General features: G+C 53.8%; 14 protein-coding genes. 6 read left to right on the top strand and 8 right to left on the bottom strand.

Translation table 11 applies throughout. The annotated features are described in order from the left end of the window. Positions 1-74: 74 nt before the first annotated feature. Entirely contained in the window at positions 75-1,829 is a 1,755-nt protein-coding gene (locus tag WKI47_RS24925) for a GGDEF domain-containing protein (protein WP_340229915.1), read from the top strand. Between the two features lie 110 nt (positions 1,830-1,939). Here WKI47_RS24925 and WKI47_RS24920 read toward each other — a convergent pair whose 3' ends face one another. The 4 genes from WKI47_RS24920 to WKI47_RS24905 all read right to left on the bottom strand — a co-directional run bounded on the left by WKI47_RS24920 (position 1,940) and on the right by WKI47_RS24905 (position 5,950). Further along, on the bottom strand, positions 1,940-2,554 hold the full coding sequence (locus WKI47_RS24920) for a GNAT family N-acetyltransferase (protein ID WP_340229914.1): 615 nt from the start codon (positions 2,552-2,554) through the stop codon (positions 1,940-1,942). A 107-nt stretch (positions 2,555-2,661) separates the two neighbouring features. Beyond that, the gene (locus WKI47_RS24915; RefSeq protein ID WP_340229913.1) at positions 2,662-2,853 is read right to left on the bottom strand and encodes a hypothetical protein; all 192 of its coding nucleotides are present in this window, start codon (positions 2,851-2,853) and stop codon (positions 2,662-2,664) included. A gap of 140 nt (positions 2,854-2,993) precedes the next feature. Then, complete coding sequence (locus WKI47_RS24910; protein WP_340229912.1) at positions 2,994-5,114, bottom strand: methyl-accepting chemotaxis protein; 2,121 nt, start codon at positions 5,112-5,114, stop codon at positions 2,994-2,996. A gap of 194 nt (positions 5,115-5,308) precedes the next feature. Continuing rightward, positions 5,309-5,950 carry a DUF998 domain-containing protein gene (locus WKI47_RS24905; protein WP_340229911.1) on the bottom strand — a complete coding sequence of 214 codons (642 nt, stop codon included), beginning with the start codon at positions 5,948-5,950 and terminating at the stop codon, positions 5,309-5,311. Between the two features lie 116 nt (positions 5,951-6,066). On the opposite strand from WKI47_RS24905, the gene WKI47_RS24900 reads away from it, so the two are divergent. From WKI47_RS24900 to WKI47_RS24880, 5 genes are all read left to right on the top strand, one after another. Further along, positions 6,067-6,855, top strand: coding sequence for an ElyC/SanA/YdcF family protein (locus WKI47_RS24900; RefSeq protein ID WP_340229910.1), 789 nt, complete (start codon positions 6,067-6,069; stop codon positions 6,853-6,855). Positions 6,856-7,255: 400 nt separating this feature from the next. Further along, positions 7,256-8,311: an iron ABC transporter permease gene (locus tag WKI47_RS24895; protein ID WP_340229909.1), complete on the top strand. Its 1,056-nt coding sequence runs from the start codon at positions 7,256-7,258 to the stop codon at positions 8,309-8,311. Next, positions 8,311-9,342 (top strand): iron ABC transporter permease, encoded by a 1,032-nt coding sequence (locus WKI47_RS24890; protein WP_340229908.1) that lies wholly within the window; start codon positions 8,311-8,313, stop codon positions 9,340-9,342. Before WKI47_RS24895 ends, WKI47_RS24890 begins: the two co-directional genes overlap by 1 nt. Positions 9,343-9,589: 247 nt before the next feature. Beyond that, on the top strand, positions 9,590-10,477 hold the full coding sequence (locus WKI47_RS24885) for an aldo/keto reductase (protein ID WP_340229907.1): 888 nt from the start codon (positions 9,590-9,592) through the stop codon (positions 10,475-10,477). A gap of 164 nt (positions 10,478-10,641) precedes the next feature. Further along, entirely contained in the window at positions 10,642-12,300 is a 1,659-nt protein-coding gene (locus WKI47_RS24880; RefSeq protein ID WP_340229906.1) for a GDSL-type esterase/lipase family protein, read from the top strand. Between the two features lie 115 nt (positions 12,301-12,415). Here WKI47_RS24880 and WKI47_RS24875 read toward each other — a convergent pair whose 3' ends face one another. From WKI47_RS24875 to WKI47_RS24860, 4 genes are all read right to left on the bottom strand, one after another. Beyond that, a complete protein-coding gene (locus tag WKI47_RS24875; protein ID WP_340229905.1) occupies positions 12,416-14,029 on the bottom strand; it encodes an AraC family transcriptional regulator in 1,614 nt (537 codons plus the stop codon). Between the two features lie 120 nt (positions 14,030-14,149). Further along, positions 14,150-15,136, bottom strand: coding sequence for an ABC transporter substrate-binding protein (locus WKI47_RS24870; protein WP_340229904.1), 987 nt, complete (start codon positions 15,134-15,136; stop codon positions 14,150-14,152). A gap of 153 nt (positions 15,137-15,289) precedes the next feature. Then, complete coding sequence (locus tag WKI47_RS24865) at positions 15,290-16,987, bottom strand: AraC family transcriptional regulator (RefSeq protein WP_340229903.1); 1,698 nt, start codon at positions 16,985-16,987, stop codon at positions 15,290-15,292. Positions 16,988-17,096: 109 nt separating this feature from the next. Then, complete coding sequence (locus WKI47_RS24860; RefSeq protein ID WP_340229902.1) at positions 17,097-18,119, bottom strand: ABC transporter substrate-binding protein; 1,023 nt, start codon at positions 18,117-18,119, stop codon at positions 17,097-17,099. Positions 18,120-18,201: the final 82 nt, after the last annotated feature.

The raw sequence follows: 18,201 nt of genomic DNA, 5'->3' as shown, positions 1-18,201 counted from the left end.
ACGTACGAAGAAGGCCTATCCTCCTTTTTTGAGAGGGACGGGCCTTCTTCGCGTCCGGGAGGAGCTAGACGATTATGCTTCAACTTTCCTATGATCTCGGCAGCCTGGAAGAAATCGATGATTGCCTGCAAGACGCCGAGCTTAAGCGTCATGCGGCCCGGCATCGCGCCACGCTGGTTCAGTTTTTCGCTTCCCGCGTCGATGCGGGGTCTATTCCCGATCTGCACCGGAAAGTGACCGAATATTTGCCGCAAGCTATCGTGACCGGGATCACCACGGCCGGCGAGATCCACGAAGGCGAATCGATGCTGCGCCGCACGGTAGTCGTGTTTTCCTTTTTCGAAACGGCTGAACTTCAATTGTTGTCCTACACCTGCTGCCCCGGCCAAGAACAATCGGTGGGCCGCAAACTGACCGACGATATTCTCAAGGAAAAAAGCGCTGCGCCGATCAAAGGCATTCAGTTGTATGCGACGACGCAGCGGATCAACGCGGCCGGTCTACTGGAAAATATGAAGCGTCGGCTGGGACCGACGTTTCCCGTTTTCGGCGCAGGCGCCAGCTCGTACGACAACAACGGGGAAGCTTGCGTATTTGCGGGAGAACAAGGGTATGAAGACGGCGTGGTCGCGGTCGTTTTTCGGGGACGCGAACTGGAGATCGAAGCTTATCCTTGTCTAGGTTGGGAACCGTTAAGCCGGGCGATGACCGTTACCGAAACCGAAAGTCCGATGCTGGTCCGAACGCTGGACGGCGTTCCGGCTGCCAGCGTTTACGAGAAATATCTGGGCATCCAAAACGACGAAAACTTTTTCAACCATATGCTGGAGTTTCCGTTGATGCTCAGTCGCGACGGCGCGGTGTTGGCGAGGGTGCCTATGCTGCGCCGATCCAACGGAAGTCTTCAATTGGTCGCGGACGTGTATGAAGGCGAAGAAGTCCGGATCACCTACGGCAATCCCAAGCATATTATCGCCGCCGCTTACGACATGCAAAAAAAGCTGGCCCGGTTTCGTCCGCAAGGGGTTTTGGTTTTCTCTTGCTACTGTCGCCAGGTTTATCTGAAAGACGGCTTGAATCTCGAAACGGCAGGCTTTCGGGATATCGCCCCTTCCGCCGGGTTTTACACGTACGGAGAATTTTACGGGCGGGGCGAAGATTTGGCGCTGCACAACGCAACGATGGTCGCGGTAGGCATGAGAGAAGGCGCCGTATCCGATATGCCGTCCAAGCCCGTGCAAGATCAGGTCAGTTTCGTGGAATCGCCGCCTATGGAAATGAAAGCGCGCCTGGCGCGTTTTGTCGGGGTCGTCGTGGAAGAATTGGAGCAGGCCAACCGCGAACTGAAAGAATTGATGCAAACGGACGGGTTGACCGGCATCTACAATCGGCGCAAAATGGACGAGCTATTGGGCGATATTTTCGCTTTCGGCGAACCCGGCCTTCCTTGCTCGATCGTGCTGCTGGATATCGATTGGTTCAAACGGATCAACGATACGCACGGGCATCTTTGCGGCGACGAAGTCCTGAAACGGACGGCTTCGATCTTGCGCAAGCATGTCAGGGGAAAAGGCGAGGCGGGCCGTTGGGGCGGCGAAGAATTTTTGTTGCTTCTGCCCGACACGACATCCGCGGCAGCCGAAGCTTTTGCGGAACGAATTCGCATCGAAATGGAGCAAACCGATTTTGGCGAAGCGGCTCGTGTAACCGCCAGCTTCGGCGTGACGACTTCCATTCCCGGCGAAGCGATCCGACAACTTTTCAAACGCGCCGACGAAGCTCTGTATTCCGCCAAACGCGCCGGCCGCAACCGCGTCGTTTTGCATTAAGCGACGCCAGCAAGGCGCTATGGAGCGTAAGCATAGATTGCAAAAAAGACCTTTTCGGCTCGCTGTTTGTCTCGCTCGAATAGAGACAAGCAGCCGCCCGAAGGTCTTTTTTACTTTTTGAAGCTAAGCTTATGAAACGCCTCGATTTGCCGGAACAGTTGTTTTCCGTCGCGGCTCAACGGCTCGGCGCTGCGCTCGGTATCGCTTTGCAAATCCAGCAGCATCGCCCGATACTTTTCCGGTACCCAGACGTAACGGTGCACATATTCGGTAGACTCGAACCCGCAACGCTCCCAGAAACGTTGCCGGTCGCGGCTTTCCTTGCTGTTGTCGACTTCCGCTTCCAACAATAAGCCGCTTACCCCGTACGTCTCGCGAGCCCAATCGGCCAATGCGTCCGTTGTTTGTTTTCCTGCCCCGCGCTGCCGAAAACCGGGAGACACCGCAAGATAATCCACGATCAGCAGGCGTTTGTCCGAGCTAAGCCCGGTCACAGCCATAGAGCAAGGCACGCCTTCCGACAGGCCAACATGCAAAAAAGCATCCATCACGTTCAACATATCGCGAACGATGCGTTCCGGCTTGCGGATATGGGCGGGAAAAGAAGCGGAGTAAATAGGGAAAATTTGCGCCCACAGCGCATCGTTCCATTCGGCGCTTGTCCGAAGTTCCAGGCCGAAAGAATCTGGTCGTTCGGAATCCGGCTTCATGATGTTGCTTTTCATAAGCAGTTCCTCCATAAAAAGACTCCGTCTACGCAACTGCGTCGACGGAGCCCAGCTCAATTGGATAAATAAACGAAAGTGTCCGAATCGTTATAACGGGTAGACGCTTAATGCAAACGTTCAAACCGTTTGACTGCCCAATAAGGAAGAGTCACGGAACGATCGGTTGTGTTAACGGTAAAGAAACGAGTGTCGTTTGTGTCGGGAAAACAAGGCCCTGTATAAAATTCACCGCTGACCAGATGGAGGCGCAGCACTTCTTCTTTGGATACGGCCTTTTTGATCTCTTGGACTGCCATGATGAAGGCCCCCTATCAAGTGAATAAAGGTAGTAGTGGATAAAAGTTAACTAAATCCTTGAATACCTTACATTACCCGCGGTGTGAGGCCGCCAATCATATTGTATGCAATATGAATAAATTGTAACTATTGATTACACTTATTCGGCTTGAGCAAGCCGGAATTTATCCAATTCTTCCTGCAAACTGCCCGATGTGCGGCTGAGAAGGGCTGCGGAAGCTCCGATTTCTTCCAATGCGGCAAGCTGTTCTTCCGCGGCGGCGGACATGGTTTGCGCTTCTTCCGAAGAATGCAGAGCGACCCGCGCGATTTCGCTGACCGAAGCCGTAACCTGCTGCACCCCGGCCGAAATTTGCTCCGATGCGGCGGATACTTCCTGAATCTGATCGTTGACCGTGCGGGAAGCGCGTCCGATTTCCTGAATCGCGAGATTCGCCCGATCAATAAACACCATGCCTTCGTGCGTTTCTTCGCCTGTGCGTTCCATCAATCGGACGGTTGTTCCGATCAACTCGCGAATATCGCCGATCCGCGTCGAGATGGTTTCGACCGAATGCTGCGTCTGTTCCGCGAGCTTGCCGACTTCCGAAGCGACCACGGCGAATCCGCGTCCGTGTTCGCCCGCGCGAGCGGCTTCGATATTGGCGTTGAGCGACAACAGCTTCGTTTGGCTGGCAATGGCTTTGATCGAAGCGACGATCTCGTCGATCTGTCTGGAATGGATTTCAAGACGCGAGACGCTGTCCGCGGAGTGGTCGACCGATTCGCGGATGCTGCGCATCTGATCGACCGCCGCGTTCAGCTCGCGTCCGCCCAATTCGGCGCGGTTCGAAGCTTCGGCCGCCGACTCGGCGACAGAAGCCGAAGATTCGGCGATACGGCTCACGCCGATCGCCATCTCGTTCATCGCCAGCGACGTGTCTTCGGTCATTCTTTTTTGCGTATCGGCGCCTTCGGCGACTGTCTGTACCGCCGAAGCGACCTGGCGCATCGCCAGAGAAGACTGTTGCGACACTTCGTTCAATTGCAGGGAAGAGTCGGCCGAATCGCGCGACGCGTTTTGCGCGCTTTGCAAAGCGCCCCGCATCGCGTCGATCATCCGGTTGAACGATTCGCCGACCTGTCCCAGTTCGTCGCGCGTGTCAATCCGAAGCTGCTGCGACAGATCGCCTTCGGACATCGACGCGGAACGTTCTTTGAGCATCCGGACCGAATGGCTGACACTGCGGTAAAACGCGATATAGAACAGCAGCACAAGCAGCAAAGCGATCGCGGTGACGGCGATAATGACATTGCGCTTGTCGCTCATTTGGTCGATGCGTTGATCAAGCAGATGGTTCAGTTCCCCGGAAGCTTGATCGAAAAAAACATGCGCCGCTTCGATCGAAGCCGTGCCTGCCGCGAAAAATTCCGATGCGGACGACGCTAACGCTGTGCCCGACAACAATTCGCTTTGCGTCAAAGTCAGGAAGCCGTCGATCTGTGCAGCCGCCTTTTTTTCGCTTTGATCCATGATCGCGGCGGATTCCGGATTGAGTCCGGCGTAACGCTCAAGCGCTTTGTTCAACTTATCCAATTCCCGCGCCGCCTCGTTCCGATCGACCGCCAGGTCGGTCAATTGTTCCGCGGAAGCGGCCTTGTCGATCAGGACGCTGCTGCCGCTGCCGCGGATCAAAGCGGTCTGCTCGATCAGGGGAGGGATGCTGTTGACGACCATATCCATCAGGTAAAAAGAATCGATCTGCGTATCCAGCGACAATCCGGACTCGTCGGCCGTAGTAACGATAAAGTCGAGCGCACGCTCGATCAACGCCGTGTGTCGCGCAAAACTGTCGGCCGCCGAAAGAGACAGCGTTTCGTTTTTGAGCGTTGTCCATTCGTTGGCGATCTCTGTCCATTCTCCGGCAGAATCGTTCAACCCGGAAGAAGCCACAGCCGCCGAAGCGGTCTCGATATTGCGATCGGTCAACGCGGCGGATTCGTCCACGGCTGCTTGCGCATCCTGCGAACCGTTCAATAATAGACCTGCTTGTCCGCGATGTTGCTGAACGGACAACACGAACGGAAGAACGGCTTGCAGTTGGTCGACGCCATGCGTTTCGGTTTTCGTCACTGTAATCTGCTTCTGCGTATCGGACAACCAGATGCCGAACAATAAGGCAAGCGGGATGGCGAAAAGAATACTGGTTAGAGCAAATTTTTTGGCATAGCTTAGACGAGCAAGGATGAAGGTGAACGGAGATAAAAGTTTGTTTAGCATGCGGCAATCCCCTGACATATAAGATTTTCGACTTTTTTCATTGGTAAAAAGCCTTGTAATCAGATATATCGGAAAATATCACAAAAAAGTAAGAAGAATGAGACAAAAAGCGACAAAAAACATGCCCAAAGACCGGGTTCTAAAGTCCTTGACCTGGCAAGGATTGTAAACAAGCGAAGCAAAATTCAACGAATCTAAGGGTTTTCGGCCCGAATCCGCAAACAACGTATCGCGGCAAGCGCTTGCCCGAGGGTGATCGCGTACACGGAAATGCGTTCGAACACGGCCGGATAACCGAACGGACTCCACACCATCGCCGCGATCGCGATCAGCCCGATTCCTCCCAGTCCGGCGCCGACGACCGAAAAAAGCGTATACGGAAGTCTCGGTTCGAGCGAGAGCGCCAATACGATCAAAGCGGCGTTGCCGCCGACGATCGCCATCGCCGCCCCGATCACGTGCGGATCGAGCGCTTCGTAGTTGACGCCGTGAAAAATCGCGACCAGCAGCATGCCGATCCCATGCGCGGCGGCCAAAACGATTCCGGGCCGTTGCCGTTTTTTCGACAGCAACGGCACCACGAGAGCGTACGCCAGCAGAAACAATATGCCTTGAAGCGCGAAGCCGATATTCATCACAAGATGAAGCGGGGAATGGATTGGACGTCCTCCGACGACCGTGTCGATGCGTACGCCGAGATCGCTGATATTGTTGAACGCGTAGCGGTACGCCGGCTCGGTCCAGGCGGAAGCGGCTATCGTTTCGGCAGCCAGATACACGACGGAAGCCGAGAGGAACAATCCGGCTCCGAGTCGCAGGCGATGAGGCAAGCGCATCACAATCACCTTGCTTTCTTTGGAATAGAATGGCGGAGAAAGGTATGATAAAGTCAGTAAACGAAGGATCGTCTGTTTTTTTATACTATGAAAAAGTGAAGATTGCGAGGACAAATATGGGAACTATTGCTGAAAACGTGAACGTGTTGGGAAGATTTTGCGGGATGCGCGATATTGCGTCTTTGACCGCAAAAGATTTGTCCGCTGCTTATGGCGTCGGGCAGGCGGATGTTATGGTTTTGTTCGGAGGAAGCATTCTGGCCGGAGCGGACGTATTCGCGCAAGCTATCCAAGACGGCATCGCCAAAACCTGCATCATCGTGGGAGGCGAAGGCCATACGACGAAATACTTGCGCGAAACGGTCATGAATGCTGTTCCCGACCTACATCCGCAAGGCGCTTCGGAAGCGGACATTTTCAATAGTTATATCCAATATAAACATGGTGTAACGGCCGATTATTTGGAGCGGCATTCAACCAATTGCGGAAACAACGTGACATTATGCCTGGATCTGCTGCATCGGCATCATATTCGGCATGAAAACCTGATCTTGATTCAAGACTCGACGATGCAACGGCGCATGGAAGCGGGATTCAGAAAATATTTGCCGCAATCCGTATCGATCATCAATTATGCCGCTTATAAGATTGAAGTTGAAGGAATAAGCGAGCGCCTGGGATACGATCGGAAGCTGACGGGAATGTGGGATATGGAACAATACATGCGGCTGCTTATGGGAGAGATTCCAAGACTGCGCGACGACTCGGAGGGTTACGGGCCGGCGGGAAAAGACTATATCGCGCATGTGGACATCCCCGATCAAGTGCTTCAGGCTTTCGACGAGCTGCATGGACAATACGGCTCACTGGTTCGGATGGCGAATCCCAAATACAGATCTTCGTAGACCACAACGCCGTCGATTTTCGCAAAAAGCTATAAAAATCAACACATTCCGCAACGTATTTTCTAATATTATAGACGGATATTTTCGTGCCTGCTATACTGTTATTGATAATGACTCTCATTTGAATAGTCATATTCGGCATATCGGCGCAACGGAAAGCGAAAAAAGGCGGTCCGAAGTTGATACATAAAAGACAGAATGTCCATACAGTCCGGCAGCTTGTCCGATCCGCGTTTGCGGCAAAGGCGCGATCGAAAAGACGGGCTGCCGATGACCGCGCTTGGTCCGTGCTTCGTCCACGAACCGGGCGCGGGGATTTTGGTGTTCATTCGGAAAAGGGTGATGTCGTGAAACAATCGCAAACGGTTTTGTCGCAAAGACAAGAGGAGGAACGCGCGCAATGAAATCCTCTGCTTTGCCCGAAGATCCGCAGCAGGCCGTTCAACAGGTCAAAGTCCGCTCAAGACCGTGGGCCGCTTCGCTGATCCTGGTCGGCGGCGTTATTTTGCTCGTGCTCGGCATGGCGGTCGCGATCGCGATCGGCGCCAAAGATATCGCGCTGCCCGACGTGTGGGATGCCGTATTCCATTTCAATCCGGATCTGACCGAGCATCAGATCATTCGTGAGTTGCGTATGCCTCGTGTTATCGGCGCAGCGGTAGTCGGCGCGGCTTTTGCGGTCGCGGGGGCGATTATGCAGGGCATGACCCGAAATCCGCTCGCCGATACCGGACTGCTCGGCCTGAATGCCGGAGCCGGCTTTGCGCTGGCGCTGTGTTTTGCTTTCTTCCCGGGAATGTCTTTCCTGGGGCTGATGTTGTATTCGTTCCTCGGAGCCGGAGCTGGCGTCGGGATCGTATACGGAATCGGTTCAAGATCCAAAGGCGGCTTAACGCCGATTCGTCTTGTGCTTGCAGGCGCGGCCGTCAGTGCGCTTTTTACCGCGCTTAGCGAAGGCGTGGCCCTGTACTTCAAGATCGGACAGGATTTGGCTTTCTGGTATGCAGGCGGCGTTGCGGGCACGCAATGGATTCAAATCCAGATTATTTTGCCCGCTGTTTTGATAGCGCTTCTGGGAGCTTTTGCATTGTCCCGTTCGATCACCTTGCTCAGTCTGGGCGACGATATTGCAACAGGACTCGGCCAACGGACAGGACTTGTGCGTATTTTCGGCGTTATTATCGTACTCGTGCTGGCAGGTACGGCCGTATCGATCGTCGGTTCGGTTGGCTTTGTCGGTCTGATTATTCCTCACTTGACGCGTAAACTGGTCGGTGTGGATTATCGCTGGATCATTCCTTGCTCGGCCGTGCTGGGCAGCTTGCTGATCGTGTTCGCCGATCTGGCCGCACGTACGATTAACCCGCCGCAGGAAACGCCGATCGGTGCGCTTGTTGCTCTGATTGGCGTACCGTTCTTCCTCTATCTGGCGGTCAAAGAAAGGAGGAGCCTATAATGGAATCGACGATTCATCAGGCGGAGCGCCGCAAGCGCAGCCGTGGGCTCCTGGTCATCGGCATTTTTATCGTGCTGATTGTTGTCGCGTTTATCATCAGCATGAATACCGGCTTTATCCGTTTGTCTCCAATGGAAGTGGTTCGGACGTTATTCGGCGGAGGGACGGCGCAGCAGCATCTGATTCTGTTTGAATTCCGTTTGCCGCGTATCGTGATTTCGATCCTGATCGGTGCGGGTCTGGCGGTTTCGGGTTGCGTGATGCAAGGCTTGTCGCGTAACGCGTTGGCCGATCCCGGTATCCTCGGTGTCAATGCCGGTGCAGGCTTGATGGTGATGCTGTATGTCTCGTTCTTTTCTTCGACGGTAAGCGGTTCGGTATTCCTGCTGCCGATCCTGGCGTTGATTGGATCAGGAGCAACGGCAGTATTGATCTACGTCCTGTCTTATAAAAAAGGCGAAGGCTTGATTCCGACCCGTATGTTGTTGGTCGGAATCGGGGTTGCGGCAGGCATCAGCGCGGCGATGATCGTGCTTACGCTTCGTCTTCGTCCGGAAGAATACCAGTTCGTCGCGTCCTGGTTGGCCGGACGGATCTGGGGCACAAGCTGGAAGTTTGTTTTAGCTTTGCTTCCGTGGCTGGTTATTTTCCTGCCGTTCGTCTTCTACAAAGCCAAAGTCATGAACGTGCTGAACATGGGCGACCAGACAGCGACCGGGCTGGGTACGTCGATCGAGCGCGAACGGCTGCTGCTCCTGGCGGCGGCTGTCGGCCTGGCGGGCGCCTGCGTCGCAGTCAGCGGCGGCATCGGCTTCGTTGGCCTGATCGGCCCTCACTTGGGTCGGCGCCTTGTCGGACCGAAGCACCAGATCCTGCTGCCCGTCTCGGCTCTGGCCGGCGCGCTGCTCGTCCTCGTTGCCGATACCCTCGGCCGCTGGATTCTCCAGCCGACCGATATCCCGACCGGCGTCGTCGTCGCCGTGATCGGCGCACCGTATTTCCTCTATCTGCTTGGCAAAAGCAAAATGTAACAATCAAAAGCATCGCTTTATCCGGGCTGTTCTCCTTCCAGAGAGCGGCTTTTTTTGTTGAATCCCATTCAACCTATTCCGGCGGAGAGAGGCAGAGTCTTGAACGAATTTCTCCCGCAGCCTACAAGGGTTCGCCTTCTCCGCCATTGAAAAAGTTAAACGCATAGCCTATCATGGAAGCGTTACCGAAATGCGAAACCGATTTAGGAGCTTATCGTTTCCAATCTACCACAAGAGGTGATCGACAATGAAATACAGAAGACTCGGCAAGACTGATTTGAACGTATCCGTGGTAGGCGTGGGCACTTGGCAGTTCGGCGGGGACTGGGGCAAAGATTATACGCAAAAAGACGCCGACGAAATTCTGATCCGCGCCAAAGAACTGGGCATCAATCTGATCGATACCGCGGAATGCTACGGGCCGCATCATATGTCGGAGACCTTCATCGGCGATTTCTTGTCTCGCGATCGGCGCGAAGATTGGGTGCTTGCGACCAAGTTCGGCCATCACTGGCACGACAAATGGGAAAATGCCTGGAACGCGGATCAGATTCGCACGCAGCTCGAAGAATCGCTTCGCGCTTTGAAAACGGATTATGTCGATCTGTATCAGTTCCATTCCGGATCGGACGAAGCTTTTGACAATGATGCGTTGTGGACGATGCTGGACAAACAGGTACAGGCCGGAAAAATTCGCAATTTGGGCATATCGATCGGCAGCAACGACAATCTGTATCAAACGGATAAAGCGACCGAAGTCAATGCCAAAGCGATTCAGGTTGTGTACAACCGTATCGACCGCGTGCCGGAAGAACAGGTGTTTCCATCTTGCGAGCGACAAGATCTTGGCGTGTTGGCACGCGTTCCGCTAGCTAGCGGTTTTTTGAGCGGAAAATACAAGCCTGGCGCCGTATTCGAAGATAATGTGCGCAAGGGCCGCGACCGCGCCGATACCGACGAGAAGCTGAGACAGGTACAACAAATCCAAAACACCGAAGTACCGGAAGGCGTAGGTATGGCAGAATGGGCGCTGGCCTGGTGTTTGAAAAATCCGACCGTTAGCTGCGTCATTCCAGGCTGTAAAACGGTGGAACAGGTCGAATCAAATGCGCTTGCGGCTGAAATCGAGCTGTAAATGAGCGATATTTTTAAAAAACCACATGACTTTTTTGCATTACTGTTGTAAAGTGATTGCAGAACGGTTTCCGCGTCGAGTTTGGACGCGGGGGCCGTTTTTTTCGAAAACGCTTCATGTGAACACAAAATAGAATGGATAAGAAATAGAAAGGGCGATTTCACATGACGGGATCTTGGCGGGAAGTCGAAGATTTGCCTCAACAAAAACGAATTCTGTTTATGGGCGATAGCATCACGGAGAACGGCACTTATATTCGCGATTTGGAAGCTGTTTTTTTGAAATACATACCTGAAAGTCAGCTGGAATGGATCGATCTTGGGGTCAGTAGCGAGACGGCGGCGGGCACGCAGGAAGCGGCGCATCCTTTTCCGCGTCCATGCGTGCATGAGCGGCTGGATCGTGCGCTGGCAGAGAGTAAGCCGGATTGGGTGTTTCTTTGTTACGGTATGAACGACGGAGTCTATCGACCGTTGTCGGCGAACAATTTTTCCGCGTATCGGAACGGAATCGGTCTGGCGGCGCAAAAGATCAAGAATGCCGGGGCGTTACCTATTCTGATGACGCCGCCTCCGTTCGATGTCTTTTCGATAAATGGACGATTGCTGCCGGACGGAATGCCGGATTATTCGTTTGAAGAACCGTATGAGCGCTACGACGATGTGTTGGAGCGTTATGCGGATTGGTTGCTGCAATACGGACGCGAACAGGGAGTCAAAACCGTCGATATCCGTCGACCCTTGCTGGAATGGATCGTATCCAAGCGCGAAGCCGATCGTAAGTTCCGTTACGGAGACGGCGTTCATCCCCAACGGGAAGGACATGCGGTGATCGCCCATACGATCTTGCGGCGGGTCTTTCATATCGAATGGGAAAAAATGCCGGAATGGTTGTATGCGGATAGCGAATTTTTGCGTCGGGTGACCGCGCGCCGTGAATTATTGAACGCTGCGTGGCGCGAACATGTCGGGCATACCAACCCCTATAAGCTCGAAGCTCTGCCGCTGGATGAAGCGCAGCAACAGGCCGAACGTCTTTTGCCCGGGATTCTCGCAGCAGCAGAGCGGGAAGGAGGCACGCTTGATGAACAAGTATCGGAATGGGAGGGATTTGTGCGGCGGGATTATGTTCGCAATGGACGCGCCTGCCTGATCATTGAACCTGCAACGGCTGCACCTGGACGTCCCTGGATCTGGCGAACCGAATTTTTCGGACATTTCATGAACGCTGATCTGGAGTTGGTTCGACAGGGCTGGCATATTGGATACGTACGGTTAAGCGATTTGTACGGATCTCCTTTTTCCGCGGAAGCGATGGAGGAATTTCGGGCGGATGCGGTTAGCCGTTTTTCGCTTGATCCAAAGCCTGCGGTGTTCGGATTCAGCCGGGGCGGCTTATATGCAATCCGTTATGCGGAGACTTATCCGCAGCATGTTCGCGCGTTATATCTGGATGCACCCGTCGTGGATATCGCAAGCTGGCCAGGCGGAATCGGTGCAGGGCACGGTTCGCCAGGCGAGTGGAGGGATTGTCTCGATATTTACGGGATTGCGGCTGCTGACGCTTTGCCAGTCACTCGGCGAATGTTGGAGCTTGTACATATCCCGGTCGAAGCCGATATTCCGCTGCTCCTTATTGCCGGAGGTGCGGATGAAGCCGTACCTTTTGAAGAAAACGGTGACCTTTTGGATCGTCGTTACCGGGAACTGGGTGGACGGATTCGACGGATCATCAAGCCGAACGGCGGACATCATCCCCATGGGCTGGACACTCCTGATGCGGTCGTGAAATTCGTGCGGGAATCGTTTGTTTCACGCATCTGATCAAATCAGTGAATCTCGAAAAAGCCAAAATGCTGCGGCAGCCTTTCTTTTCTCGTTTTGATCTCGAACCCGGTCGGAAACGTGCGATCGGAAGGAAGCCGCCGTATTTTTTTGCTCAACATTTGCTGCTGTCGGACAGCGGGGCGATCGTTGTCGGAGCCGGCGCGGGATTGAGCAGCAGTCTCGGCAAAATCTCGACCAGCTTTTGGCGTGTCCAAGCATCGTCAAAGTTCCAATGCGAATGAAGCAGATGCACCCGGTCGGCATGACGGTGGAAAATCCCGCTTTGCAGCAGGCGGTCCGCTTCGCGTGCTTCGGATTCGCTTTCATCCGGGTCGAACATGATGAAGAATCGTTCTGCCGCGTAATCGCCGAGTTCTTCCGGCGGTACATGTCGAAAGCCGACGCCGGCTTCAATCATTCGAGCAATTTTGGGACAAGGCTCAAATCCTCCTGTTCGGTACAACGTAGAAGCCAAGCCTTGCCCGGCCATCGCGTACAATCGGATATCGATCAAAACGAAGCAAGCGGCGCTCTGACCTGCCTGTATATCCGCAGCACGCCACCTCTCCCCAAGTGCCTGAGCATGCGAAAATATCCATGCCGCAGCTTCCTCGGTACGGCCCGTAATCTCCCCAATCCTAGTTAGACGCTTATCGGGCGGAACGAAGTTCTCGATCGACACGGCGCTGCACAACTCGCCGATGCGAGGCAGCCATTCGAAGCCTTCTGCGTCAAACACGGCAAGATCGGGCTTCAACCGATTCAGAATGTGAGGATCGGGCACGATGCCCAGGTCGACAATGCCGTTCAATTCGTCCGGAAAGCTAAGCTGGCTGCGCACGACGGCAAGGGTAGCGGCAATCGGCTTCAAACCCAACGCAAGCAGATCGCCCAATATGCCGCCTGAAGCCATGATGCGAGAAGGGTTTTTCGGCGCAACCGGTCCGGCAAAACGTATGCTTTCGCCGCGACGTCTGGATAATTTTCGATAGGCGGTAGGCGATACGCCCATGAATCGGCTGAAGCGGCGGCTAAAATAATACTCGTCGCGAAAACCGGACCCGCGTGCGATCTCGCGCAGTGGATCATCCGTTTGAGTCAGGGACTTTCGGGCATGTTCCAATCGAATCACGTTCAAATAATCAAGCGGCGACAGTCCGGTGAGTTTTCTGAATAAGAGGCCGTACTGCCAACGTCCTACGCCTGATCGGCGAATCAGCTCGCTGACAGTTACAGGCTCCCGGAAATGACGATGCAATTCGTCCACGGTGATACGGACTGCCGCTTCTGCATCCGTATCGTCGGAGGGTAACAGTCGAGCTTCCATCAATGCCAACAAAAGCTGCTGCGCAGCGATCTGTATTTTTAGCATTTCTGCCGTGTTTGTGGGAGCTGCCGCGCGTAATTGTGCCAGCAAAGGAGCGGCGATATCGGGATTCAACTCGACTTCTGCCTCATAGATCAGATCGGGCAACGGCATTGTCGTGGGTTCAACTTGTTCGTGCCTATATACTAAAAAAGCAAAATAATCGCAGGATTCTTGCGTTTGACGGGAATGCGCGCGGATAGTCGCGTTCGGTGCTTGCAACACAAATACATAAGGGGTACCCGCCCGCACGCTGAGCGTGTGGGCGTTTAACGCTACCGAAGGCGAAACGGATAAAGCGCGGCCCAGCCAGCGAATATAAAAGCCGCTATCTTGCGTTGCAGGCGAAGCGTCTGCCATAAGCCGACTCCTTTCATTACGGATTTTTTATAAAAAAGCCTGTCCGACCGACGGCCGAACAGGCGGATCAAAGCAACGGAAAGCAAGCGGATTTGAGGCCGTTTTACATCTTTATCGCCGTTACTTCGTTTCGTTGATCGTTTTGACAAGCTCGTCCAACAGACGTTCGCTCGTTACCGGATCATCGAAGTTCCATTTGCTGTCCATGATATGTACGCGGCCTTGTTGAACGGCAGGAATCGTTTTCCAGACCGAGCTGCTTAGCAGCGCGTTTTGCGTTTCCGCGGTTTCGGCGTCGGTGCTGGTCAGCAAGAAGATTTCCGTTCCGACATAATCGGGAACCAATTCGTTGGATACATCGATAAAGCGTTCATCTTGCTCTATCAGCTTTTGCACATTGTCGGTCGGTTTTAGATCAAGACGTCCGTACAAGGTTTGGTTGAAGCCTTGATTGCCCATGATATACATCGTTTCTCCGAGCAGTAACAACGAAGAGGCGGTTGAGTTTTCGGGCAGGTTGAGCGTTGCTTTAGCCGTTTCGACTTTTTGTTCGTAAGCGGCCATCCATTCTTCGGCGGCCTCCTTTTGATCGGTCAGATCGGCAACGAGTTTCAGACGTTCCGTCATGTCGATAGGGTCATCGGCACCGATCACGGCGGTAGGTGCGATTTTTTCCAGGGTCTCGAATTGATCCACGTCCCAATCGTCGAACAGGATCAGGTCAGGAGACAGGGAGGTGATTTTTTCGGGCGAGTAGGGATAACCGACATCCTCGATTCCTTCCAGCAGATCCGGGTAAGCGACCTGGGAGGCAATGACGCTGAGGGAGGCGCCGATCGGCTTAACGCCGATTGCAAGCAGATCGCCGACGTTGCTTCCGATATAAACGATACGCTCAGGAGAGACGGGAATATCGACTTCGCGGCCAGCCTGGTCGGTATAGCTCCGCATTGACGGCTCGGCAGTGTCCGTCTGGGTTTGTGCAGAAGGTTGCGGCGTCGCCGCTTCCGTATTCGATGCGGCCGGAGCGCCTACGCATCCGGATAGCAGCACAGTCAGCAAGGAAAGCAGCATCAACGGCCCGAAAAGATTGTTTGATTTGAACATGCGAGAATCCCCTTTTTGTCTGAAATTCGAATAATGATAATCATTATCACTAAAAGGTATCATAAGCGTTCAGCGAATTGCGGGCAATGGACAAAATGCAGAATTACATTTGGATAAATTGCAGACCGCCGGCGTAACATAAGCTGTACCCCGCTAATTTGATTTTCCCAGCAACCCCGGCAAATCGGTCAATAACCGGCTGCGACTGTACGCATCGATAAAGTTCCATTTGGAAGACTCCACCACATGGATACCACGCAGAGCTGCCCTTTGCAATTGTTCCCAATAAGGACTTCGCATAAATTCGCCCGCTAATTTCCGTTCTTCCGATGCAGAAGGCAGCAGCAGAAAAACACGGTCCGCGGCATAGCGCATAGCTTTTTCCGGTGAAATCTCGACATACCCGTCTCCGCGGCGCAGTGGGTCAAGCAAAGATTCAGCAGGACTGAAGCCGTCGGGGTGATACAGCAGGGCAGACAGGCCGACTCGGCCCATAACGAAAAGCCGATTGCGTTCGAAAGTAAATACAGAAGCAGTCTCACCCTTGATACCATTCCCCACAACATTCCACATCCCGCGTTCCCGCTCAAAGTAATGCTCCAGCCAGCGTTCGCTTTCTTCTTCTCGGCCAAACCAATTCCCGAGCAGCATCATGCGTTCATGCAGCGGGCCCCAGGAATTATGAGCCAGCACAGGTGCTACGCCTGACCATCTGCTGCAATATTCTTCGTCCATGCGGGTGCAGATGATCAGATCCGGACGAACGGCAGCGGCTCCGCGCATATCCGAATCGGAGGCCAACTCCGTAAATCGTTCCAACCGTTCGCCGCAAAATCCCAAGCGAGACGGAGCGGAACGACCGCCTACGGGAGAGATGCCCAGAGCCAGCAGATCGCCGACGGATTCGCCTAGATACAGGATACGTTTGGGCTGTGCGGGTACGAATACGCGACGATGCAGCGAATCTCGCACCGCAAGCGTTCCGCCGCTTTGGCGCGCGTAACGTCCGGGCGAGCTTCCGGTAGCGGCTCGGAAGCGTCGGCTAAAGTAATATTCATCGCGAAAACCGGTTCTCGATGCCACTTCACGCAGCGGACCGTTCCCGCGCCTTAGCAGACGTCCGGCATGTTCAATACGCAAATCGTTCAGATATTCGAGCGGGGAAAGACCGGTAATCGCCCGAAATGCGGATGCGTATTGACGAGAGTTTAATCCGGCAGCTTCCGCCAAGCGCGCTACCGTCCAATCTTCCGCCAAGCGATGCTCCAGGTCGGCGAGGCTATCGGCCACGGCTCGTGCTGCATCTACAGGAATCGGCGAGGCTTCTTCGTTACCGATCAGCAAGGCTATGATGCGCGTAAAAATCGTTTGGCGTCTGTTTCGCACAGGAGCCGTGCGTGCAAAGCGAAGACTATGCAGTTCCTCCGCCAATTCAAGTATCTGGGAGGAAGCCTCCGTCAATCCGTCACGGAAACCAGGCAACAGACCGAAAAGGCGAATCGGTTTGGGTTCGGATAGATCCGCGGCGGTAAAATCAAACCGGAAGCAACTCGGCAACGTGCCATCTTCATGCCGATCATGCTCCAACTCGGCAAACTCATCGGGAGGCAAAAGTATAGCCGTTCCAGCTTGAATCGGAAGGCATTTCCCGTCGCTATGAATACGAACCGATCCGCCGGTAACCAATAGTAGTCGATAGACGGGCGAGGCCGCCAGCATGGTTCGATGTTCGCTGCGCAGGCGTTCCATACTAAGCAGATGAACATGCAAAGCGTCAGGCTTTTCGGATGGTGCAGGGAGCGGCGGCATGCCGATCTGCAAAGGGTTCAATGAAGATTTTTTGCGTGACATGCGGAAGCTCCTCCAATCTAAGTGATAATTATTATCATTGTAACGCACGAAAAGAGGCTTTCCAATGAAAATCGGAAAGCCTCTTTTTGATCGGTCGGTCAATGTTCAATTACGATTGCGCGCCGATCAATTCGGGAATGGTTTTCAGCAGAGCTTCGAGTGTGTACGCATCACTGCTTGCTTTCAAGATATCGATCCGGTAAACGTTGCCTGCCCGAACGGCCGGGAGCTTTTTCCAAATCTCGGTCTTCAGCAGATCTTCCGTCGATTCTTGGGCTTCTTCGGCTACCGCATTCAAAATGAAGATTCGGTCGCCCGCATATTCTTCAAGCAGTTCCGGCGAAATCTCCAGGAATCCTGTGCCTTCGTCGATCAGCTTTTGCGTAGCCGCAGGAGCTTTGAATCCATTTTCCTGATACAAAGCTTGAGGCAAACCCGTGCCGGCCATAACGAACAATCGGTTGCCCGGATAGAAAGTGAATACGGAAGCGGTCTCGTTTTCGCCGACGCCGTTCTTATGCAGCTGTTTCCACATTTCTGCGGAAGCTGTTTTATATTGCTGAATCCATGCAGCCGCTTCGTCTTTTTTATTCAAAATAACGCCAAGATCCTTCATGCGATCTTCGAGGGTCGCAAACGTATTGAAGGTGATCGTCGGGGCTACTTTGGACAACGATTCAAGCAGCTTTTCGTCGGTATCGCCTGTAATGATCAGATCGGGAGAAAGAGAGAGCGATTTTTCCGGATCTGGCGGCGAACCGACGTCCTGAATATCCGGCACTTCGCTGCTGAACAAACGATCTTCCAATTCTGCTGTCGAAGTCGCGATCGGCGTCACGCCCAGTTCAAGCAAATCGCCAAGCGTCTCGCCGTAATAGATGACCCGTTGCGGGTTTACAGGGATTTGCACGGTATGTCCGGTGTAATCCGTATAGCTAACCGTTCCGCTTTCTTCGACAGCGGGTTCAGCCGCGGCCTCGGTTGTTGCGGCTGGCGCTGTGGTTTCAGCCGAAGCCGCAGTATCGGTTGTTGCAGCCGGAGACGAGCAGCCTACGGCGGCGCCGAGCAAGCCGACCGCGAACAGACCCACGATTTTTCTAGTCGTAACGGATAGAAGTTCAAACTTGTGCATCTGATAAATCCCCCTGTTTATGTAGGTAGTTATTGATAATCGTTATCAACGTTAATAAGCATAAAAGAAACCGGCAGCTTGC

Source organism: Saccharibacillus sacchari (genome assembly GCF_037722395.1).
Classification (GTDB): Bacteria; Bacillota; Bacilli; order Paenibacillales; family Paenibacillaceae; genus Saccharibacillus; species Saccharibacillus sacchari_A.
Note: the sequence above shows the minus strand (reverse complement) of the source record. Positions and strands in the feature narration are given on the sequence as shown.